Annotated in this window: 17 protein-coding genes and 1 riboswitch; of the genes, 7 read left to right on the forward strand and 10 right to left on the reverse strand. The window is 72.1% G+C overall.

The genetic code is table 11. From position 1 onward, the window contains the following. Nucleotides 1-141: 141 nt before the first annotated feature. Entirely contained in the window at nucleotides 142-2,445 is a 2,304-nt protein-coding gene (locus ABD912_RS06290; RefSeq protein ID WP_345149301.1) for an MMPL family transporter, read from the reverse strand. Nucleotides 2,446-2,552: 107 nt separating this feature from the next. Here ABD912_RS06290 and ABD912_RS06295 point away from each other — a divergent pair, with 107 nt between their 5' ends. The 5 genes from ABD912_RS06295 to ABD912_RS06315 all read left to right on the forward strand — a co-directional run bounded on the left by ABD912_RS06295 (nucleotide 2,553) and on the right by ABD912_RS06315 (nucleotide 8,131). Beyond that, nucleotides 2,553-3,059: a MarR family winged helix-turn-helix transcriptional regulator gene (locus ABD912_RS06295; protein WP_345149303.1), complete on the forward strand. Its 507-nt coding sequence runs from the start codon at nucleotides 2,553-2,555 to the stop codon at nucleotides 3,057-3,059. 36 nt (nucleotides 3,060-3,095) lie between these two features. Further along, nucleotides 3,096-3,935, forward strand: a complete 840-nt coding sequence (locus ABD912_RS06300) for a class I SAM-dependent methyltransferase (RefSeq protein ID WP_345149304.1) — start codon at nucleotides 3,096-3,098, stop codon at nucleotides 3,933-3,935. A 38-nt stretch (nucleotides 3,936-3,973) separates the two neighbouring features. After that, nucleotides 3,974-4,624, forward strand: coding sequence for a LysE family transporter (locus tag ABD912_RS06305; protein ID WP_345149306.1), 651 nt, complete (start codon nucleotides 3,974-3,976; stop codon nucleotides 4,622-4,624). A 12-nt stretch (nucleotides 4,625-4,636) separates the two neighbouring features. Further along, complete coding sequence (locus ABD912_RS06310) at nucleotides 4,637-6,805, forward strand: chorismate-binding protein (protein ID WP_345149307.1); 2,169 nt, start codon at nucleotides 4,637-4,639, stop codon at nucleotides 6,803-6,805. A 90-nt stretch (nucleotides 6,806-6,895) separates the two neighbouring features. Further along, entirely contained in the window at nucleotides 6,896-8,131 is a 1,236-nt protein-coding gene (locus tag ABD912_RS06315) for an FAD-dependent monooxygenase (RefSeq protein ID WP_345149309.1), read from the forward strand. 11 nt (nucleotides 8,132-8,142) lie between these two features. Here ABD912_RS06315 and cls read toward each other — a convergent pair whose 3' ends face one another. Beyond that, a complete protein-coding gene (cls, locus tag ABD912_RS06320) occupies nucleotides 8,143-9,630 on the reverse strand; it encodes a cardiolipin synthase (RefSeq protein WP_345149310.1) in 1,488 nt (495 codons plus the stop codon). Between the two features lie 86 nt (nucleotides 9,631-9,716). Between cls and ABD912_RS06325 the strand changes: the two genes are divergently transcribed. Continuing rightward, entirely contained in the window at nucleotides 9,717-10,622 is a 906-nt protein-coding gene (locus ABD912_RS06325; protein ID WP_345149313.1) for an aminodeoxychorismate lyase, read from the forward strand. Nucleotides 10,623-10,784: 162 nt separating this feature from the next. Here the strand turns inward: ABD912_RS06325 and ABD912_RS23535 are convergent, their stop codons facing one another. Both ABD912_RS23535 and ABD912_RS06340 read right to left on the reverse strand, forming a co-directional pair. Further along, entirely contained in the window at nucleotides 10,785-13,229 is a 2,445-nt protein-coding gene (locus ABD912_RS23535; protein ID WP_425548023.1) for an ATP-binding cassette domain-containing protein, read from the reverse strand. A 3-nt stretch (nucleotides 13,230-13,232) separates the two neighbouring features. Then, the gene (locus ABD912_RS06340; RefSeq protein ID WP_345149316.1) at nucleotides 13,233-13,853 is read right to left on the reverse strand and encodes an ECF transporter S component; all 621 of its coding nucleotides are present in this window, start codon (nucleotides 13,851-13,853) and stop codon (nucleotides 13,233-13,235) included. Nucleotides 13,854-13,908: 55 nt separating this feature from the next. Next, a riboswitch (TPP riboswitch) is annotated at nucleotides 13,909-14,039 on the reverse strand. Nucleotides 14,040-14,125: 86 nt separating this feature from the next. Here ABD912_RS06340 and ABD912_RS06345 point away from each other — a divergent pair. After that, nucleotides 14,126-14,395: a DUF4235 domain-containing protein gene (locus ABD912_RS06345; protein WP_345149317.1), complete on the forward strand. Its 270-nt coding sequence runs from the start codon at nucleotides 14,126-14,128 to the stop codon at nucleotides 14,393-14,395. A gap of 19 nt (nucleotides 14,396-14,414) precedes the next feature. Here ABD912_RS06345 and mnhG read toward each other — a convergent pair whose 3' ends face one another. The 6 genes from mnhG to ABD912_RS06375 are packed head-to-tail and all read right to left on the reverse strand — an operon-like array spanning nucleotide 14,415 to nucleotide 20,913. Beyond that, nucleotides 14,415-14,897 carry a monovalent cation/H(+) antiporter subunit G gene (mnhG, locus tag ABD912_RS06350; RefSeq protein WP_345149318.1) on the reverse strand — a complete coding sequence of 161 codons (483 nt, stop codon included), beginning with the start codon at nucleotides 14,895-14,897 and terminating at the stop codon, nucleotides 14,415-14,417. Continuing rightward, nucleotides 14,894-15,160, reverse strand: coding sequence for a monovalent cation/H+ antiporter complex subunit F (locus ABD912_RS06355; protein ID WP_345149320.1), 267 nt, complete (start codon nucleotides 15,158-15,160; stop codon nucleotides 14,894-14,896). The genes mnhG and ABD912_RS06355 overlap by 4 nt, the downstream gene beginning before the upstream one ends. Beyond that, on the reverse strand, nucleotides 15,157-15,813 hold the full coding sequence (locus ABD912_RS06360; protein WP_345149321.1) for a Na+/H+ antiporter subunit E: 657 nt from the start codon (nucleotides 15,811-15,813) through the stop codon (nucleotides 15,157-15,159). The genes ABD912_RS06355 and ABD912_RS06360 overlap by 4 nt, the downstream gene beginning before the upstream one ends. After that, on the reverse strand, nucleotides 15,810-17,447 hold the full coding sequence (locus ABD912_RS06365) for a Na+/H+ antiporter subunit D (protein WP_425548024.1): 1,638 nt from the start codon (nucleotides 17,445-17,447) through the stop codon (nucleotides 15,810-15,812). The genes ABD912_RS06360 and ABD912_RS06365 overlap by 4 nt, the downstream gene beginning before the upstream one ends. Next, on the reverse strand, nucleotides 17,444-17,929 hold the full coding sequence (locus tag ABD912_RS06370; protein WP_345149322.1) for a Na(+)/H(+) antiporter subunit C: 486 nt from the start codon (nucleotides 17,927-17,929) through the stop codon (nucleotides 17,444-17,446). The genes ABD912_RS06365 and ABD912_RS06370 overlap by 4 nt, the downstream gene beginning before the upstream one ends. Then, complete coding sequence (locus ABD912_RS06375) at nucleotides 17,926-20,913, reverse strand: Na+/H+ antiporter subunit A (protein WP_345149435.1); 2,988 nt, start codon at nucleotides 20,911-20,913, stop codon at nucleotides 17,926-17,928. The genes ABD912_RS06370 and ABD912_RS06375 overlap by 4 nt, the downstream gene beginning before the upstream one ends. Nucleotides 20,914-20,941: the final 28 nt, after the last annotated feature.

Here is a 20,941-nt window from a genome sequence, read left to right on the forward strand (position 1 = left end):
GCCCGCAGGGGGCCGGAGCAGGCGGATCCGCCCGCCGTCCCGGCGTCGGGCCCGCGCTCTGTGGCGCGGGCCCGACGGGAACGGTCAAATCTGTCGACGTTCGGCCACGATTCCGGTTCCGGACGTGGCCGAACCCCAATTCTACCAGCCGCGGGGCCCTGCCCCGGCGGAGGCCTCCGCGGGCTCCCGCCGCTCCCCAGCCGGAACAGGGACCGGCTCCGCGGCGCGGGACAGGCGCCCGGGCCACCAGATGCTCCGGCCGAGGTCGTGGCACAGGGCCGGCACCAGCAGGGTCCTGACCACCAGTGTGTCCAAAAGCACGCCGAAGGCGACGATGAAGCCGAGCTGGACCAGGAACATGATCGGGATGACGCCCAGCGCCGCGAACGTCGCCGCCAGCACGACGCCGGCGGAGGTGATCACCCCGCCGGTGACGGCCAAGCCGCGGCGGATGCCTTCGCGGGTGCCGTGCTTCACGGACTCCTCGCGGACGCGGGTCATCAGGAAGATGTTGTAGTCCACCCCGAGGGCCACGAGGAACACGAACCCGAACAGCGGCACCGAGGGATCCGCGCCGGGGAACCGGAAGAGGCCGTTGAACACCCAGGCGGAGACGCCCAGCGCCGTTCCGTAGGAGAGCACCGTGGTGAGGACCAGCAGGACCGGGGCCAGGATGGAGCGCAGCAGCAGCATCAGGATCACCAGGATCGCCACAAGGACCAGCGGGATGATCTTGGCCAGGTCGGCCCGGGCGGTGGTGTTGGTGTCCAGCGCGGTGGCCGTGGTTCCGCCGACCAGTCCGCCCGGGCTCTGGGCATGGACCAGTTCGCGCAGCGCGACGACGGTGGCCTCGGCCTCCGCCGAGTCGGCGGCGTCGGTGAGGGTGATCGAGACCATGGCGCGGCCGTCCACCTCCTGGGCGGGGCGTTCCTGCGTGGATCCTTCGGCGGCGTCGATGCCCGCGGGCGGCCCGGCGGCCGCGTCGTCGGAATCGCTGGGGACGGCGGCGGGGTCGATGGCGGGGCCGCCGTCCTCGGCGCGCAGGTAGGCCGATCCCACCCCGTCCGTTTCGAGGACCTTCTCCAGCACGGCCCATCCGTCCCCGGCGTCGACGATCGCGTAGGCGGGGCTGCCGGTGCCGGCGTCGAAATGCCGGCCCAGCGCGTCCTGCCCGGCCGCGGACTGGGTCTGCCCAAGCACCAGTTCGCTCTGCGGGACGCCGGAGGCCTGCAGTTGCGTCAGGCCCAGGGCGCCGGCCGCCAGCAGCACGGCGGTGCCGATCCACACCGGGCGCGGGCGGCGCAGGACCGCGTTCGCGACCCGGGCCCACAGGCCGGCGGGCTCGTCGGTGGGGGCCGCCGGCTTGGGCAGGAACGGCCAGAACGCCGCCTTGCCGAACAGCAGCATCAGGGCCGGCAGCAGGGTCAGCGCCGCGACCACCGAGAAGATGATGCCGGAGGCCGCAATCGGCCCCAACGCCTTGTTGGAGTTCAGGTCGGAGAAGACCAGGCACAGCAGGCCGACGGTCACGGTGCCCGCGGAGGCGAGGATGGGTTCGGCCGAGGCCTTGAGCGCGGCCAGGACGGCCCGGTGTTTGGGTTCCCCGTGCGTGTACGCCTCGCGGAGGCGGGCCACGTAGAGCAGGGCGTAGTCGGTCGCGGCGCCGATGACCAGGATGGAGAGGATGCCCTGGCTCTGGCCGTCGAGGTTGATCCACCCCGCCTTGGCCATCCAGAACACCGCGAGGATGGCCGCGCACAGGGCCGCCATGGAGGTGAACAGCACCGCCAGGGGCAGCAGGATCGAGCGGTAAACCAGCAGCAGGATCAGCAGCACCGCGCCGAGGGCGACGCCAAGGAGGATCCCGTCGATGCCGCCGAAGGCCTCGACCAGGTCCGCGGTGAAGCCGGCCGGGCCGGTGACGTAGGCGGTGGTCCCCTCCGGCACGGCGCCTGCCACCAGGCCGCGCAGTTCGGCGACGGCTTCCTCCGTGTCCCGGGCGGAATCCAGCGGAACCACCATCTGCACCGCGCGCCCGTCCTCCGCCGCAATGGGGCCGACCACGTCCCCGTTGACGGAGGGCAGGTCCCGGATCCGGTCGGCAATCCCTGACAACTCGGCCATGTCCGGTTCGGAGCCGTCCGTCGCTGATGCGTCCTCGATGACGACCACCGCCGGGATGGAGGAGGAATCGACGAACTTCGCTTGCCATTCCAGGGCCTGGGTGGCCTCGGCGGAGGCCGGCAGGAAGGTGGCCTGGTCATTGGATTGCACCTCCCCGAGCTTGCCGAAGGTCGGCCCTCCGACCCCGGCGACGCCCAGCCAAAGGAGCACCAGCAGCACCGCCGCCAAGGCACGGCCGACGGCCCCGCGAGTCCGGGGCCGCCGCGGGCCGGGGGTCCGGGGCCGCCGCGGGCCCGAAGTGGATGTGGTCAACACGTTCATGCGCAGGCTCCCACCATGCTGCGAGGGCCGGGGCCCTCCGCCCATTAAGTTCCATCGCAGAATAATTCGATAATGGAGGAATATCAAAGCTGACCTACACTGTGCCCATGGCCACCCCGCTTCCCCACCCGCTGATCCGCCAATTGCAGGACTTCGGCCAAGCCTCCGAGCGCTACGTGGACGCCGTCAGCGGCCACAACCACATGCACCGCACCGACATGAACGCCCTCTCCGCGATCATGGCCCACGAACGGGCCGGGCACGCGCCGGCACCGACCGAGATCGGCCGGGAATTGCACCTGAGCTCCCCGGCCACCACCGCCCTGCTCGACCGGCTCGAACGCAGCGGCCACCTCTCGCGCGGGCGGCACGAGAGCGACCGGCGCCGGGTGACCCTCCACCTCACCGAGAAGGCCTACGCGGACGGACGGCGCATGTTCGCACCCCTGGCCCGGATGCTGATGCAGGCCCTGGAGTCCTACTCCCCCGACCAACTGGACCTGATCCACCGCTTCATGGCGGACGCCACCGCCGCGGTGGACGCCGCGACCGCCCAAGGAACCGCCGCGGAGGGCGACGCTCCCTACAAAACCGCGCAAAACGGAGCAATCTGAGCGGACATCCCGGCCCCGAGGTCCTAGGCTCTGACCATGAACGACGAGGTCTATTCCCACGGGCACCATTCCAGCGTCGTCGGCGCGCACGCGCGGCGCACGGCGACCGACTCCGCCGCATACCTGGTACCGCACCTGCGTCCGGGCTTCCGTGTGCTGGACGTCGGCTGCGGGCCGGGCACCATCACCTGCGGGCTGGCCGAGCTGGTCGCCTCCCCTGACGGCTCCGGCCGTGCCACCGGCCTGGACCGCTCCGAGGAGGTCGTCGCCCACGCCCGGCGGCTCGCCGCCGAACAGGGGGCGCGCGGCGTGGACTTCGCCGCCGGCAACATCTACGACCTCCCCTTCGACGACGGCACCTTCGACGTCGTCCACGCCCACCAGGTGCTGCACCACCTCGTGGACCCGGTTGCGGCGCTGCGCGAAATGCGCCGCGTGGCCCGCCCGGGCGGGATCGTGGCTGTCCGCGAGGCCGACTACGGGGCCATGTCCTGGTACCCGCAACTGCCGGAGCTGGACCAGTGGCGGGCGGTGTATGAGAAGACCTCGCGGTCCAACGGCGCCGAGCCCAACGCCGGACGCCACCTGCTCGAGTGGGCCATCGCGGCCGGCTTCGGCCCGGAAGAGCTGGAACCATCGGCCTCCGTCTGGCTCTACGCAACCGAAGCGAGGCGGCGCGAGCACGGATTGTCCTGGGCCGAGCGGGTCCTCGAATCCGGCTACGCGGACCAGGCCCTGGAACGCGGATTCGCCACCCGGGAGGATCTGGAGCGGATCTCCGCGGGCTGGCGGTCGTGGACCGCGGATCCCGGGGCCCTTTTCCTGATGCCGAGCACGGAGATCGTCGCCAAAAAGCCGCTCGAGGCGGACGCCTGACGCCGGTCCGCCGGAAGGGGGCCCACTAGACTCTCCGCGTGACCGTTTCCCTCTGGCTGTCCCTGTTGGGCGCCTCCGCACTGATCAGCTTCACCCCCGGCGCCGGCGCCATCAACACCATGACCAACTCCCTCAACGCGGGGTTCCGCCGGTCCATCTGGGGCATCTTCGGCCAGCAGGCCGCCCTGGTGGCCCACGTGGCCATCGTGGCCGCCGGGGTGGGGCTGCTGGTCAGCGGTTCGCCCGTCGCCTTCACGGCCATCCGCTTCGCGGGCGCCGCCTACCTGGTCTTCCTCGGCGTCCGGCTGTTCCTGGCCAAGCCCAGCCCCGCGGCGCCGGAGCACGAGGCGGTGGGGGGCTTGGCCCGGAACGAAGCCGGCTGGAGCGAATCCGGATGGTCCATGTTCCGGCGCGGACTCTGGGTGAACCTGCTCAATCCCAAGGCGATCGTCTTCTTCCTGGCCTTCACCCCGCAGTTCGTCCACCCGGAGGAACCCCTGCTGCCGCAGTACGCGGTGCTGATCGCCACCGTGGTGGCCGTGGACATCCTGGTCATGTGGTTCTTCTTTGCCGCGGCCGCCAAGAGCGTGCGCCGCTTCACCCGCGGGACCCGGGGGCAGCTGGTGCTCAACCGCACCTTCGGCACCCTGTTCATCCTGGTCGCGGCGCTGCTCGCGTTCGTGCACTAGGCTCTGGTTCCCGTGGACACCCCCCGCACGAACTCCGCCCGTAACACGCCGGCCCGCCGCCCTGCCGACCGGCCGGTCGTGATCGCCATCGACGGCCGTTCCGGGGCCGGCAAGAGCACGCTCGCCCTGGAACTGGCCACCGCGCTGCGCCGCCACCGTCCGGTCGCCCTGTTCCACCTCGAGGACATCTATCCGGGTTGGGACGGCCTGGCCGGCGGGATCGAGCGCTACCTGCGCGAGGTCCTGGGCCCGCTGGGCCGCGGCGAGGACGCCGCCTGGACCGCCTGGAACTGGGCCGCCGACCGCGACGGCGAGCGCCGCACCACCACCGCCGCGCCGGTCGTGGTGGTCGAGGGCGTCGGTGCCGGCGCCGCGGCCGGGCGCGCCGGCCTCGACGCCCTGGTCTGGGTCGAGGTGGACGACGCCGATCGCAAGTCGCGCGCGCTGGCCCGCGACGGCGAGACGTATGCCGCCCACTGGGACCGATGGGCCGGGCAGGAGGAAGCGTGGCTGGCCGGCGACGACGTCCCGGCCGCGGCCGACGTCGTGGTCCACAACCCCGCCGACGGCAGCGCACCCGCGGACACGCTGCGCGTGCTCTCCGCGCTGCCCGCCCTGCAGGAGGCGCTGCGCCCCGAAATCGACGCCGCCGCGGCCCTCCCGCTGCGGGCCCGGCGCGTCCGCCTGCCCGCGGGCCCGGCCCCGACCGCTGTTGCGCCGGCCCTGTTCGAGGACCTCTACGCGCACAGTCCGCACGCGGTGCTGCTGGATTCTTCCAACACCGGGACGCCGGACCCGGGCGGCCGCAACCGGTTCAGCATCCTCGCCGATGCCTCCGGGTCCCTCGGGGCCCGGGCCCGCCACGGCGGAGGAACCACCTGGCTCGCCGCCGGCTGCGCCGAGGCGCGGATCCAGGGACCGTTCTTCGGCTGGCTGGAACGGGTGTGGGGCCTGCCCCGCGTCCAGGCACCGGACGGGCTGGAGGCCGGTTTCGTGCTGGGCTGGCTGGGCTGGCTGGGCTATGAGCTCAAGCGCGAAACCGGAGGGTCGGACCTGACCGCGCCGCTGCCGGACGCGGCGCTGATCCATGCCGCCCGCGGCGTCGTCCTGGACCACCACGCGGGCGAGGCGTGGCTGCTCGCGCTCGCCGCCCCCGAGGCCGAGGCGTGGCTCGACGCCGCGGAGGCCGCCGTCGTCCGACTGGGCACCGTCCAACTGGGCACAACCCCCGGCGGGGAAACCGCGGCGCAGCCGGCCGTCCCGCCGGGCTCTGTTCCACCTGTTTTTGGCTGCGCCGACACGCGTGCCGGATACCTGGCGAAGGTGCGTGCGGCGCAGGCCGAGATCACCGACGGCAACACGTACGAGGCCTGCCTGACCACCATGCTGGCCGCGCGCGTACCGGACGGGTTCGACCCGTGGCGGGCCTACGGGGCGCTGCGCCGGCGCAACCCGGCCCCGTTCGCGCACTTCGTGCGGTTCGGGGGGACGGCGGTGGCGAGCACCTCGCCCGAACGGTTCCTGCGCATCAATGCCGACGGGTGGATGCGTGCGGAGCCGATCAAGGGCACCCGCGGGCGCGGGGCGGACGCGGCGGCCGACGCGGCGCTCCACGCGGACCTGGCCTCCTCCCCCAAGGACCGGGCGGAGAACATCATGATCGTGGACCTGCTGCGCAACGACCTGGTCCGTTCGGCGGATCCCGCCACGCTCGCCGTGCCGCGGCTGTGCGCGATCGAGAGCTACGCGACGGTGCACCAGATGGTGTCCACGATCGATGCCCGGCTTCGCCCCGACGCGGTGCGGGCCGAGGCCGTCGCCGCCGCGTTCCCTGCCGGGTCGATGACCGGTGCCCCGAAGATCTCCACCATGGCGATCCTGGACCGCCTTGAGGAGGGGCGGACGCGGGGCGTCTACTCGGGGGCGGTCGGGTACTTCTCCCACACCGGGGCGGCCGACCTGGCCGTGGTGATCCGGACCCTCGTGGCCGCCCGGACCCCGGACCAGGGCAGTCCCGACGGGCAGGACCCAGCCGGGAGGGGCCCAGCCGGCTGGGACTTGTCCCTCGGGGTCGGCGGGGCGGTCACCGCGGACTCGGTGCCGGAGGAGGAGTGGGACGAGGTCGTGACCAAGGCCCACGGGGTGCTTTCCGCGCTCGGGTCCCGGTTCCCCGACTGCTGACCCGCACTCTTCCGGCCGGCCCTTCGGCACGGGACAGTGGAAACGGGACAGTGGGAACGGCGGGGGAAACCAAGCCGGGAGGGAAGCGGCATGAAGGCAGTGGTGGTCGGTGCGGGCATCGCCGGACTGGCCGCCGCCGGCCAGCTGGCTGACCGCGGCTGGGAGACCACGGTGCTGGAACAGGCACCGGGCCCGCGGACGGGCGGCTACATGATTGATTTCTTCGGCCCGGGTTTCGCCGCCGCGGAAGCCATGGGCGCGCTGGCGGAACTGCGCCGCCGAGGGCACGTCTACGGCTCCGTGCGCTACGTGGACCGCAGCGGCCGCACCACCGCCCGGCTGGATGTCGCCGCGCTCGTCCGGGCCACCGGAGGGCGCTACTTCAGCATCCTGCGCCCCGACATCGAAGCCGTTCTGCGCGACTGGCTCCCCGCGGGCGTGCGGCTGCGGCAGGGCGCCCAGGTGGTCGCCGTCGAACCGGGCACGCTGCCCGGCAGCGGGGTTGATGGTGCCGGGACGGGCAGCCCCGCGGCGGCCCTGCTGGCGGGAGGGGAACGGATCGAGGCCGACCTGCTGGTCGGGGCCGACGGAATCCATTCGGCGGTGCGCCGCGGCCTGTTCGGGCCCGAATCCGCCCACCTGCGGCTGTTGGGCTTCCACGTCGCCAGCTTCATCGCCGAGGACCCGGCGCTGGCCGCCAGCCTGGGCAACGACGTCGTCCTGACCGACACGCTGGAACGCCAGGCGGGGCTCTACGCGCTGCCCGACGGACGGGTGGCGGTCTTCGCCGTGGAGGCCACCGACGAGCCGGCGGTGCCGGGCGACGCGCGCACGGCCCTTGCCGAGCGGTTCGGTCCGCTGGGGTGGAGGATCCCCGAGGCGGTGGCCCACGCCGGCCGGGAGATCTACTACGACGTCGTGGCCCAGTCCGTGGTGCCGCGCTGGTCCCGCGGCCGCTGCGTGCTGGCGGGGGACGCGGCGTTTGCGGTGTCCCTGCTCGCCGGCCAGGGCGCATCGCTGGCGCTGGCCGGGACCCGGCTGCTGTGCAACGAGGTGGGCGATGGCTCCGGCCTCGGGACCGCCTTGGCCGGCTACGAACGCCGCTGGCGTCCCACGGCCGAGGAGCAGCAGCGGGCGGGCCGGCGCAACGCGGCGTTTTTCGTCCCGCCGCACCGGGCCGGGCTGTGGGCCCGCCGGGTGGCCCTGCGGCTGCTGGGCAGCGGACCGCTCTCCGGGCCGGCCCTGCGCTGGGCGTTCGGAAAGGGGGCGTTCGGTGACGGGGTGGCGGGCGACGCGCCCTCCGGGGCACGGCATCCCCGGGCGTGAGGGCCCCGACGCTACTGCAGCGCGGCGGAGAGGCGGGCGACGTTGTCCACCCACCGGTTCCACACCGGGCGGGACTTCCACTCCTCCAGGCTCAGCCGGACCGAATTGTGCCGGTACATGTTTTGCACCTGGGTGATCTCGGCGACCATTTCGGGGCCGAGCAGCATCACGGACACCTCCAGGTTCAGCGAGAAGGAGCGCATGTCCATGTTGGAGGAGCCGAACACGGCCACCTCCTTGTCCACGGTGAAGCACTTGGAGTGCAGCACCATCGGCGTCCGGTAGCGGTAGATCTTCACCCCGGCCTTCAGCAACGCCCCGTAGTAGGACTGCTGGGCGTGGTGGACCATGAACTGGTCGCCGGTTTCGGAGACGAACAGCTCCACGTCGACGCCGCGCTGGGCCGCCGTGGTCAGCGCGTACAGCAGGGAGTCGTCCGGGACGAAGTAGGGGCTGGTGATGCTCAGCCGCTCGGTGGCGGAGTAGATCAGGGTGTTGAACAGGCGCAGGTTGTTTTCCGCCTCGAACCCGGGTCCGCTGGGCACGATCTGGCCGATGATGCGCCCGTGGGGCTGCGGCTGGGGATCGGGTGCTTCGGCCAGGTCCAGCAGCAGGTTCTCGTCCGTCTCCTGGGACCAGTCGGTGGCGAACACGACGTCCAGGCTGGTCACCAGCGGGCCGCGCACCCGGGCCATCAGTTCCACCCACTCGCGGCCGGCGCGGCGGGCTCCCGGGCGCTTATAGCTGGGTTCGATGAGGTTCTGGCTGCCGGTGAAGGCGACCTCGCCGTCGACCACCAGGATCTTGCGGTGGTTGCGCAGGTCGGGCCGGCGCCACTGCTTCTTGACCGGGGCCAGCGGCAGCATGGGCCGCCATTCGATCCCGCCGGCGTCGAGCCGCCGTTTCAGCTTCCCGTAGCCGGACACGCGCAGGGTTCCGAGGTGGTCGAAGAGCAGGCGCACCTTCACCCCGCGCGCCACCGCGCCGTCCAGCGCATCCAGGAACGGGGACATGTACTCGGGGTCGTCGCCGACGATGTAGAACTGCACGTGCACGTAGCGTTGGGCGTCCTCCACGGCCTTGGTCATCGCCTGCAGCGACTCCTTGTAGCCGGTGATGAATTCCACGGAGTTGCCGTCCAGGATCGGGAACGCGCCGAGGTTGCGGTTCAGCTCCACCGACGACTTCACCCACTCCGGGGCGTGGTACTCGGTGTCGTCGATGTCCAGGTGCCGGGTGGCGTCGAGCACGCGCCGGTTGACCTCCGCCTGGCGTTGGATGCGCCGGTGGGACAGCCGGAAGTTGCCCAGCATCAGGAACAGCGCCAGCCCCAGCAGCGGCATGAAGAAGATGGCCAGCAGCCAGGCCATGGCGGTGGTGGGGCGCCGGTTGCCGGGGACCACGCCCAGCATCACCACGCGGATGCATATGTTCAGGACGGTGGACACCACCACAATCCACGTGGGCGTCCATTCCCACACAAAGAACGCGTCGAACACGCGGCCCCTCCCCAGCAGTCGTTGCCCCCAGCCTACCGGTGGCCGGGCCCACGTGAGGTGCCGGGCGCCGGCGGTAGGGTGGATCCATGACTGTTCTGGTGTTCGTCGACCCCGAGTTCCCCGCCGGCCGCGTCGCCGACCCGTCCCAACCGCAGCTGTCAGTCCTGGACCAGGGCGTCACGCGCGGTGACGGGGTTTTCGAGACCCTCCTCTACACCGGCGGCGTCGTCCGCAAGCTGGAGGCGCACCTGTCCCGGCTGGAGTCCTCCGCGGCCATGTGCGAACTGGCCGTCCCGTCCGGGCCGGCCTGGCGGGCGGCGGTGGAGACGGCGGTGGCCGCCTACGACGCCGCGCGCTCGGCCGCCGGCGACGCGGAAACCCCCGGCACGCGCCACGAGGCGACGCTGAAGCTGGTGGCCACCCGGGGCCCCGAGGGCGCCGCGCACGGCACCGCGTGGGTGGCCGTCTCCCCCGCCCCGGAGCTCGGACAGCGCCAGCGTGAGACCGGGCTGTCCGTGATCACCCTGGACCGAGGCTACGATTCGGATGCCGGGGACCGCGCCCCGTGGCTGCTCATGGGCGCCAAGACGCTCTCCTACGGGGTGAACATGGCGGCGCTGCGCCACGCGCGCACGCAGGGCGCCGACGACGTCATCTTCGTCTCCAGCGACGGCCGCGTGCTGGAGGGGGCCACCTCGACCGTGCTGCTGGCCCACCGCGAAGGGCCGCTCAAGCGCCTGGTCACCCCCACCCTGCAGACGGGCATTCTGCCCGGCACGACGCAGGGCGCGATCTTCGCCGCCGCGCAGGCCGCCGGGTGGGAGCTCGGTTACGGCCCGCTGGAGACGCGGGACCTGTTCGACGCCGACGCCGTCTGGCTGGTTTCCAGCGTCCGGCTGCTGGCGCCGATCAACTCGATCGACGGGGTGGAGATCCCCCGCGACCGCGAACTGCACGCCGAACTCGCCCGGATGGTCGACGACATCCGCTGAACCCCGCGTTTCGCCGAAGGTTTCCGCCGACCCCCCGCGTTTCGCCAAAGGTTGTTGTGGGTTTGAGGCCCTCCAACCCGCAACAACGTTCGTCGAAACGCAGGCCTCGGACGGCTGCCTTCGCCCAAATCAGGTTCCGGCTCCGGACCAATCGCGGGCCGGTTAGCTCCAGACCAGGTTCCAGGTCCCGGCAGCCAGGGCGGCCCCGATCGCGGCGGCCCCGACCGCCGCGCCGCCGAGCAGCACCCACGCGTCCAGGCCGGTGAACACGGACGCCCGCGCCCAGGTGCGCGGGCCCTCGCCGAAGCCCTTGGCCTCCATGGTCACGGCCAGCCGCGACGCACGCCGGATGGCCTGCACCAGCAGCCCGAACGCCTGCCCCAGGTTCGCGCGCAGGCGAGCTCCGGCGCTGCCGTGGGAACCGACGCCGCGGGCCCGCCGGGCCATGCCCAGCGTCCGCCATTCCTCGGCCAGCAGTCCCAGCAGCCGCAGCGCCGCCAGTCCGCCCAGCACGAAGCGGTGCGGCAGCCGCGCCTTCTGGGCCAGCGCGTCGGCCAGGTCCGTCGGATCGGTGGAGGCCATCACCAGCACCGCCGGCAGCGCCACGGCAAAACCGCGCAGGCCGGTCGCCGCGCCGGCGGCCACCGACCCTTCGGTGAGCGTGAAGATCCCCAGGTCCAGCAGCACCGCACCGGAGTCGTTGCCGACCAGCGCGGTGCCCCAGGCCGCCATCAGCCCGGCCACCGCCAGCGGCCAGGCCCGGCGCAGGAACGCGAACGGTCCCACCCCGGAGAGCGGCAGCAGGGCCAGGCAGGCGACCACCACGACGGACGCGCTCACCCAGTCCAGCGTGGCCACCAGCCCCGCGGTCACCAGCAGCACGGCGACCATTTTGGCCAGCGGGTTCGCGCGGCCCAACACGCTGCGGGCGGCGGCATCGGCGACGGCGATCCCGGGATCCCGTCCCGGCGTACCGGCACCGGCCGCCCCGGCACCGGTCACGCCACTGCCGCCCGGGACAATGCCAACCGGGACGGTGCCGACCGCGACGGTGCGGGCGCCCAACGCCGCGGTGAAGTGCTCGTCGTGCGTCACGGCCAGGACCGTGCGGCCGGCGGCCAGTTCCTCGCGCAGCAGCAGCGCCAGTTCGCGCCAGGTGTTGGCGTCCTGGCCGAAGGTGGGCTCGTCCAGCACCAGCACGTTGGGGCCGGCGGCCAGCACCGTCGCGACCGAGAGCCGGCGTTTCTCTCCCCCGGACAGGGTGAAGGGGTTGGCGTCGGCCAGGTGCCCCAGCCGGAGCCGGCCCAGCAGCTCGTCCACGCGCCGCTCCACCTCCTCGGGGGTGAAGAGCGGGCGCCCGGTGCCCGGGTGGCGCGCGTGGCGCGGTCCGAAGGCCAGCTCTTCACGCACGGTGGAGGCCACGAACTGGTGCTCCGGTTCCTGGAACACGGTGCCGATGCGGCTGACCAGGTCGCCGGCCTTCCAGCGGAAGGGGTCCGGGGACAGCCCGCCGGCGAGGTCCGGCGCGGCACGGACCTGCCCGCCGGCCGGTTCCAACAGCCCGGCCAGCGTCAGCGCCAGCGTGGATTTGCCGGCCCCGTTGGGGCCGGTGATGCCGACCGCCTCGCCGGCGCGCAGGTCCAGGTCCACGCCGGAGAGCACCGCGCGCCGACCCTTTGGGGACCGGCGGCGGCGGGACGCTTCGCGGGAAACCGCCAGGCCGGCGGCGGCAAGCAGGACCGGTCCCGGCGTGGCGTCCGGCCGGCCTGCCGCCCGTTCGACGACCGGCACGTGCCCGGGCACCCACACCCCGGCCTCGATCAGTTCGGTGCGGACAGGGCCCTCGGCGAACAGTTCCTCGGGGGTCCCGCTGTGGGACACCCCTCCCCCGGGTTCGAGCACCACCACGCGGTCCATGTGCCCGGCCCAGGCGGCCAGGCGGTGCTCGACGACCACCAGGGTCGCCCCGGTGGCGGCCACCGCGGCGATCACGGCGTCGCGGACTTCCAGCACGCCGGCGGGATCCAGGTTGGCGGTGGGTTCATCCAGCAACACCAGTCCCGGCCGCATGGCCAGGATCCCCGCCAGCGCCAGGCGCTGCTTCTGCCCTCCGGACAGGTGCGCCGTCGGGTGGTCCAACGGCACGTCCAGCCCCACGGCATCCAAGGCCGCGGCCACGCGGTCCCAGATTTCCGCGCGCGGGACGGCCAGGTTCTCCGCCCCGAACGCCACGTCGTCCCCCACGCGGGCAAGGACCACCTGGGTTTCCGGGTCCTGCTGGACCAGTCCGGCCCGCCCGCGCGAGGCCTCGGCCGGGCGGCCGTCGACGAGCAGGTCGCCGAAGTCCTCGGCCTCCTCGTCGTGGTGCAGCACTCCCGCCAGGGCGTGCAGCAGGGTGGATTTGCCGGCCCCGGACGGGCCCACCAGCAGGACCCGCTCCCCGGGGGCGATCTCCAGGTCCAGGCCCCTAATGGCGGGGGCGGAGCGGCCTGCGTGGCGCCAGCCCCACCCGCGCGCGGACACCGCGGCCGGCACCACGGCTTCCGGCCGGGCGCCGGCCCCGCCGGGCGCGGAGGCGGCCGCCGTCGTTCCGGTGTCTGCGGACATGGCCTAGCCGAACACCGGTTCCTGCGCGGCCTTGCGCGAGGCGAGCGCGGACAGCGCGCCGGTGCGGGCCAGGGCGCGCGTGGCGAGCCAGGACAGCAGGCCGGCGATGACGACGCCGGAGAGGGTGGTGCCGGCGACGTACACGATCTTCATGGCGGTGGTGTATTCGGGGAACCAGTTGAAGATGAAGGCGTCGTTGATGCCACCGAACAGGCCGGCGCCGGCGCCGGCGAGCAGGGCGGTAACCAGGTCCCAGCGCCGGTAGAGGAACAGCGCGAAGACCAGTTCCGCTCCCAGGCCCTGGATCAGGCCGGAAGCCAGGACCGTCAGGCCGAACTGGGAACCCAGGAACGCGGAGACGACGGCGGCGACGAGTTCGCAGAACAGGGCGGCTCCCGGCTTGCGGATGATCAGGGCGCCCAGGACCGCGGGGAACAGCCACATGCCGGTGACCACGGAGGATGCGGGCGGGAAGAACAGGAACAGTCCGCCGATGCCGGCGTAGGCAAGGTTCCAGCCCCAGAAGATGACGCCGGAGGCGACCGCGATCACGGCGGCGACGACGATGTCGACGACGCGCCAGGAACGGCGTGCGGCGGGGACGGTGTTGACCGGGTGGGCCATGATGTATTCCTCCTTGAGGGCAAGGAGGGGAGGGATTCGGCGGCATGTGCCGCTGCACCCTGAGATCTCGACTCCCTTCGCCGGTACTAGCCGGAGCAGGTTCGAGGGTCTGCGGCGATCCGCACTCTCAGCGCCCTGGCTGCACGGCCGTACGGGCCGGGCGCAGGCGCTCCCCTGTCGTTTGTTTCAGTCATGCCATAGTACAGCCACGCTATGCTGTGGCCGTACCGCCCTTTGTCTGGTTGGGCATCGTCTAGTTGGGAGAACCGTTGATGAAGACACTGCTCAAGCTGGCCGGACCCTTTGTGACCCTCGCCGCCGGGTTTGCCGGCGCCAAGGTGGTCGAACTGGTCTGGACCAAGGTCACCGGCGCCAGGCCGCCGCGGCCAGGCGACACCGAGGCCAACGTGAAGTCCTCGCTGCGCCAGGTGCTGGCCTTCGCCATGGTTTCCGCGGCCGTGGGGGCCGCCATCGAGGTCCTCACCGGCCACGGCACCCGGTTCGCGATCTCCCGCCTCGGCCAGGACGCGGACGAGTCCTAGCCCTCCGCCCTCCGGCCGGCTAGGTGCCGGCCGGACCGGCGGCGGCACCGCCGTCAGGGCCCGCGGCGTCCAGGCCGGCGTCGTGCCCGGCGGGTTCGCGGCCGGAGGATTCGCGTCCGTGGCCCTCCGCTCCGGCCCCGTCCTGCAGCGCCGCCCGGGCCACGACCTGGTCCAGTTCGTCGACGAGCAGCGTCTCCTTCTTCAGGTGCTTGGTGCGGTAGCCGGCCCGGCCCACCATGTGGGCGCTGACCGGTGCGGTCAGCAGCTGCAGCAGCCAGGCCAGCAGCAGCACCGGCACCAGCGCCCAGCTGCGCAATTCGATCGCCACCGCGGACAGCAGCAGGACCAGGCCCAGCACCTGCGGCTTCGTGGCCGCATGCATGCGGGAGAGCAGGTCCGGGAAGCGCAGCATGCCGATGCCGGCGGCCACCGACATCAGGCAGCCCACCACCAGGAACACGCCCGCCACGGCCTCGAGCACGGTGTCCAGGGCGCCGCTCATGAGTTCCTCCGGTCGGTCACGTAGCGGGAAACCGTCACCGAGCCGATGAAGCCGATCACGCAGGCGGCCACCACGAACACCAGGTTGTTCGTGTGCTTGTTCACCGCCATGTCCACGCACAGCGCGGCGGCGACGATCATCAGCAGCACGTCCAGCGCCAGCACGCGCTCAAGGATGGACGGTCCGCGCGCGATCCGGACGATGGCCAGCGCGGCGGCGACCGAGAGCAGCACCCCGCAGATCCAAGCGACGGCGATCATCATGGCGCCTCCTCCCCTGCGGTGATCCCGCCGGGCGGGGTGAAATCGTGGTTCTGCGGCGGCGGGGAGGCCTGGCCTGCCCGTTCGGCATCGATCCTGGCCACCTCCTCGCGCGTGCCCATGATGCGAATCAGCCGCGCCTCGATGTCCAGGATGTGGCTGTGGACCTTTTCCACCTCGGCGTGCGTGTTCACGTTGAGCACGTGCAGGTACAGCGTGGAGCTGACGCGGTCCACCTCCACCACGAACGAGCCCGGCACCAGGGTCAGCGCATGGCCAACGGCGGTGACCATGAGGTCGTCACGGGTCCGCAGGCGCACGCCGACCACGGCGCTGCGCACGCGCGGTCCGCGGAACACGGCCAGGGCGAAGACCTGGAAGCTGGCCAGCACCACGTCCCAGAGGAACCCCAGCGCGAACACGAAGGCCCGCCAGACGTTGAAGCGTCCGCTCAGTTCCACCGGCGGCAGCCGGAACACGTTGACGACCACCAGGGCGATCAGGAAGCCGAACACCAGGTTGCCGGCGGAGAAGTCCTGCCACAGCGCCCCCCAGACCAGGGCCATCCACACCAGCAGCGGCAGTTCGATCCAGAAGGTCAGACGCGGCCCCTGCTGCGCGGCGCCCGCGCCGGGCCGGCCTCCGCGCCGGATCACTTCAGGCTCCCGGGCTCGTAGGTCGCCTCGGCGCCGAAGACGGCCTCGATGTACGGGGTGCGCTCGAGCATCTGGCTCGCGGCCTGCTCGCTGAGCTGGAACAGGGGGCCGGCGAACACCGTCAGGGCAACGCCCAGGGCCACCAGGCCGGCGGTGGGCCCGACCATGCCGCGGGGCAGCAGGGCGGTGTCCCCGCGGCCGCTGAAGCGGCTACCGGAGTTGGCCACGGAGCGGTAGGTGGTGATCGGGGACCCGTCGGCGGCCGTGACCAGCAGCAGCGGGTCGGGGTTCTCCGCGTCCTCGGCCTTGCGCCAGAACGCCCGGTTCCAGACGCGCGCCACCGCCAGCAGCGTGAGCAGCGAGGTGGCCACGGAGCCGCCCACCAGCACCCAGCCCAGCGGGGTGTCCAGTTCCACGCCGCCCTGGATCAGCCCCAGCTTGCCGAGGAACCCGGAGAAGGGCGGGATGCCGGCCAGGTTCATCGCGGGGAGGAAGAAGAGCACCGCCAGCACCGGGGACAGCCGGGCCAGCGAGCCCAGCCGGTCCACGTTGGAGGTGCCGCCGCGGCGCTCGATCAGGCCCGTGACCAGGAACAGGGAGGTCTGCACGATGATGTGGTGCACCACGTAGTACACCGCCGCGGCCAGCCCCACCACGTTCCCGACCGCGAGCCCGAAGACCATGAAGCCGATGTGGCTGGTGAGGGTGAAGGAGAGCATACGCTTGATGTCCGCCTGCGCGATCGCGCCGAGGATCCCCACCAGCATGGTCAGCAGCGCCACCACCATCAGCAGGGTGTTGATCCGGTCCCCCGGGAAGAGCAGCGTCTCGGTGCGCACCATCGCGTAGACGCCCACCTTGGTGAGCAGGCCGGCGAACACCGCGGTCACCGGGGCCGGCGCGGTCGGGTAGGAGTCGGGCAGCCAGAAGGAGAGCGGGAAGACGGCGGCCTTGATGCCGAAGGCCACGAACAGCATCAGGTGCAGCACCACCTGCGTTCCGTAGTCGATCTGTCCGAGCTTGATCGCCAGGTCCGCCATGTTCACCGTTCCGGTGGCCGCGTAGATCATGGCGATCGCCAGGAGGAACAGCACCGAGGAGACCACGGAGACGACGACGTACGTCACCGCCGCGCGGATGCGCGCCGTGGTGCCGCCGAGGGTCAGCAGCACGTAGGAGGCGGTCAGCAGGATCTCGAAGCCGACGTAGAGGTTGAACAGGTCCCCGGCGAGGAAGGCGTTGGAGACGCCGGCGACCAGGATCAGGTAGGTCGGGTGGAACACGGAGATCGGGCCGTCCTCGTCCCCGTCGGCCATGCCCTGGCCGGTGGCGTAGAGGAGCACGGCCAGGCTCACGCAGGTGGAGACCACCAGCATGAGCGAGGAGAACTCGTCCACGACCATGGAGATGCCCCACGGGGGCGCCCAGCCTCCGAGCAGCACGGCCTGGGCCCCGTGGCGCCAGGCGCCCACCAGCATCCACGTCTCCAGCGCCAGCGTCAGCACCAGCGTGGAGATGGTGACCGCGCGCTGGGCGCCGGTGTGCCGGCGCAGCACGAAGGCCAGCGCGGCGCCGAGCAGCGGCAGGGCGACGGCAAGGGGGGCGAAGGAGACGGCGGCCAGCGGGGCGCTCATCGCTGCCCTCCGGTGCCGGCCTCGCCGGCGAGCGTGCCGGCGTCGTCCGCTGCGGACGGGAGTTCCGTGGGGTCGAATTCGGTGGTTTCGAGCGGGATCTCGGTGTCCTCCTCGGGGTCGAAGCTGGGCTGGGCCGCGACGCGGCGGTCCTCGACGTCGTCGACGACCTCGTCACGGCGCGCGATCACCCAGGAGCGGTAGATGATGGCCAGCAGGAGCGCGGTGACCGCGAAGGTGATGACGATCGCGGTGAGGATCAGCGCCTGCGGCAGCGGATCGCTGTAGTCCTCGGCGGGGGTGCCCGCCACGTAAAGGGGGGCCAGGCCGGGAATGCCGCCGGTGGCCAGGATCAGCAGGTTGGCCCCGTTGCCGATCAGCACGATGCCCAGCAGCACCCGGGTCAGGCTGCGCTCGAGCAGCAGGTAGATGCCGGTGGCGAACAGGACGCCCATCACCGCCAGCAGGGTCACGTTCACGGTCACCGGGCCGCCTCCAGTTCCTCGTCCTCGGGTTCCGCGTGCGGCGCGGTGGGGCTGCGCCCCTCGGTGCGTTCGTCGATCTCCGCGCCCAGGCTGCGCAGCACGTCGGCGACCAGGCCGACCACCACCAGGTACACGCCGATGTCGAAGAACGTGGAGGTGACGAACTTGTGGTCCCCGAACAGCGGCAGCGAGAACTCGAACACCGCTGACTGGAAGATCTGGCCGCCGAACGCCAGGGGCAGCATGGCGGTGAACCCGGCGATCGCCAGCCCCAGCCCCAGCAGGGTGCCGGGGCTGACCGGGGTGGCCTCGGCCAGCTCGAAGCGCCCGCCGGCCAGGTAGCGGATGGTCATGGCCAGGCCCGCGAGCAGGCCGCCGGCGAATCCGCCGCCGGGGCTGTTGTGCCCGGCCAGCAGCAGGTAGATGGAGAACAGCAGCAGGGTGTGGAAGATCAGCCGGGTGACCACCTCGATGATGATCGAGCGCCGTTCCGGGGCCAGCGTCCGCCCGGCCACCAGCCAGGCCTCGCGCTGGGAGAGCGCGAAGCTGCGGGCCACGCGCAGCGCGGCGGCGTCGCGGCGGGGGGCGTGGATCGACTCGGAGCCGCGGTCGATGCTGCCGCTGGCGATGTCCGCGGTGGTCCGGCGCTTGTCGCCGCGGCCGCGCACGAAGATCAGGCTGGCGACGCCGGTGGCGGCGGCGGCGAGCACGGTGATCTCCCCGAACGTGTCCCAGGCGCGCAGGTCCACGAGGGTCACGTTGACGATGTTCTTGCCCGCGCCCCCGTAGTAGGCCAGCTCGGGGAAGTCCAGCGAAATGGGGGCCGCGGTGCGCGAGGCCATGGCGGTCGCGGCGATGTAGATCATGGCCGCGGCGAAGGCGACGCCCAGCAGCGCGCGCAGGAACCTGTGCCCGGACGGGTTGGTGGTCCACAATTCCACGGGCAGCGTGCGCAGCGCCAGCACGAACGCGACCAGCACGATGGTTTCCACCAGCAGCTGGGTCAGCGCCAGGTCCGGCGCTCCCTGCAGCGCGAAGATCAGGGCCATGCCGTACCCGGTGACGGAGACCATCAGCACGGCCAGGAAGCGGCGGTTGGCCCGCACCGCGGCGATCGCCCCGACCGCCATGCAGACCCCGACCACCAGCTGCGCGGGAGTGTCGAACCAGATCAGCGAGGTCGGCACGGGGGTGTCGAAGCGGATCGCGGCGAACGCCGGCACCACCAGCGCCACGGTGAGGATCACGCCCAGGTAGAACACCAGCGAACCGCGCTGGGTGCGGCCGGTGACCCAGACCGCGACGTTGTCGGTGCCGCCGATGATGTTGCGGTAGGTCCGCTCCGCATCCAGGGCCGGATACACCACGTCCTGGAGGCTTGCGACCGGGGTGCGCAGCGCGAACAGGGCCGCACCGGCGGCCATGGCCAGCACGCTCAGCCCCAGCGCCGGGGTGAAGCCGTGCCACAGGCCCAGGTGGATCGGTTCGGCCGGGGCCGGGAACAGCGCCGCGTAGGGGGCGATCGCGTCCTCCAGCGGACCCGGGACGAACCCGAAGACCACGCTGGCGGCCGTCAGCACCATCGGCGAGGCCAGGAACAGGCCGGGCAGGCGCTTGAACGCTGTCGGTTTGAGGCCGGGCTTGGTGGCGAACGCGCCCCACACGAAGCGGGCACTGTAGGCCACGGTCAGCGCGGAGCCGGCGACGACGCCGGCCAGGACCCAGCCGCCCGCGCCGTGCCCGGCCTCCTGGACCAGCGTTTCGAAGACGGCTTCCTTGGCGACGAAGCCGTAGAGCGGGGGCAGCCCGGCCATCGAGGCCGCGGACAGCGCGGCCACGGCGAACAGCGTCGGCGCGGTGCGCCACAGTCCGGAGAGCTGGCGCAGGTCGCGGGTGCCGGTCTGGTGGTCGATGATGCCGACCACCAGGAACAGGGCAGCCTTGAAGAAACCGTGCGCGAGCATCAGGGCCAGGCCGGCCAGCGCCGCGTTCGCCGTGCCCTGGCCCACCACCAGGATCAGGAAGCCCAGCTGCGAGACGGTGCCGTAGGCGAGCACCAGCTTCACGTCGGTCTGCTTCAGCGCGTGCCAGCCGCCCACGAGCATCGTGAGCAGGCCCAGCACCGCCGTCGTCGTTTGCCAGCTGGCGGTGTCGGAGAAGCCGGGGGCCAGCCGGGCCACCAGGTAGACGCCGGCCTTCACCATGGCCGCCGCGTGCAGGTAGGCGGAGACCGGCGTCGGGGCGGCCATCGCCCCGGGGAGCCAGAAGTGGAACGGGACCAGCGCCGACTTGGAGACCGCGCCGACGAGCACCAGCAGTATGGCCACGTCCACGAAGGTTCCGGCCAGCTGGGGCGCGCCGGCGGCGGCCTGGGCCAGGATCTCGGAAATCCGGTACGTCCCGGCCGCCGAGCCGAGCATCACCAGGCCCACCAGCATGACCAGGCCGCCGAAGGTGGTCACCATCAGGGCCTGCAACGCCGAGCGGCGGGCGAAGATGCGGCCCCGGGCGAAGCCGATCAGCAGGTAGGACAGGATGGTGGTCAGTTCCCAGAAGATGAACAGCAGGATCAGGTCATCGGCCGTGACCAGGCCGAACATGGCGCCGGCGAAGGCGAGCAGCTGCGCGCCGAACGGGCCGATGTTGGCGTCCTCGTTCTTGAAGTAGCGGGCGCAGTAGACCAGCACCAGCGCGCCCACGCCGAGCACCAGCAGGCACAGCACCGCGGAGAGCGCATCCATGCGGAATGCCAATTCCACCTGCAGGTTCGGGATCCACGGAATGGTGAGCGAAGGCGGGGCGTTCGGGGCGCCGTCGGCGGCGGTCTGGTCCGCCGTCGTGAAGGAGGCGAAATTCAGCAGGAGCCAGACGAATCCGGCGGCCGGAACCGCCCCCAGCAGGTAGAAGGTGCTGCGGCCCATTCGGCGGAAAATCAGGGGCGCGACGGCGGCCACCGCGAAGAGGGCGATGAGGACGGCGAGCACGATGATCTCCTGGGGCCGGGTTCTGTTC

It is taken from the genome of Arthrobacter ginkgonis, from assembly GCF_039540195.1.
GTDB lineage: Bacteria > Actinomycetota > Actinomycetes > Actinomycetales > Micrococcaceae > Zafaria > Zafaria ginkgonis.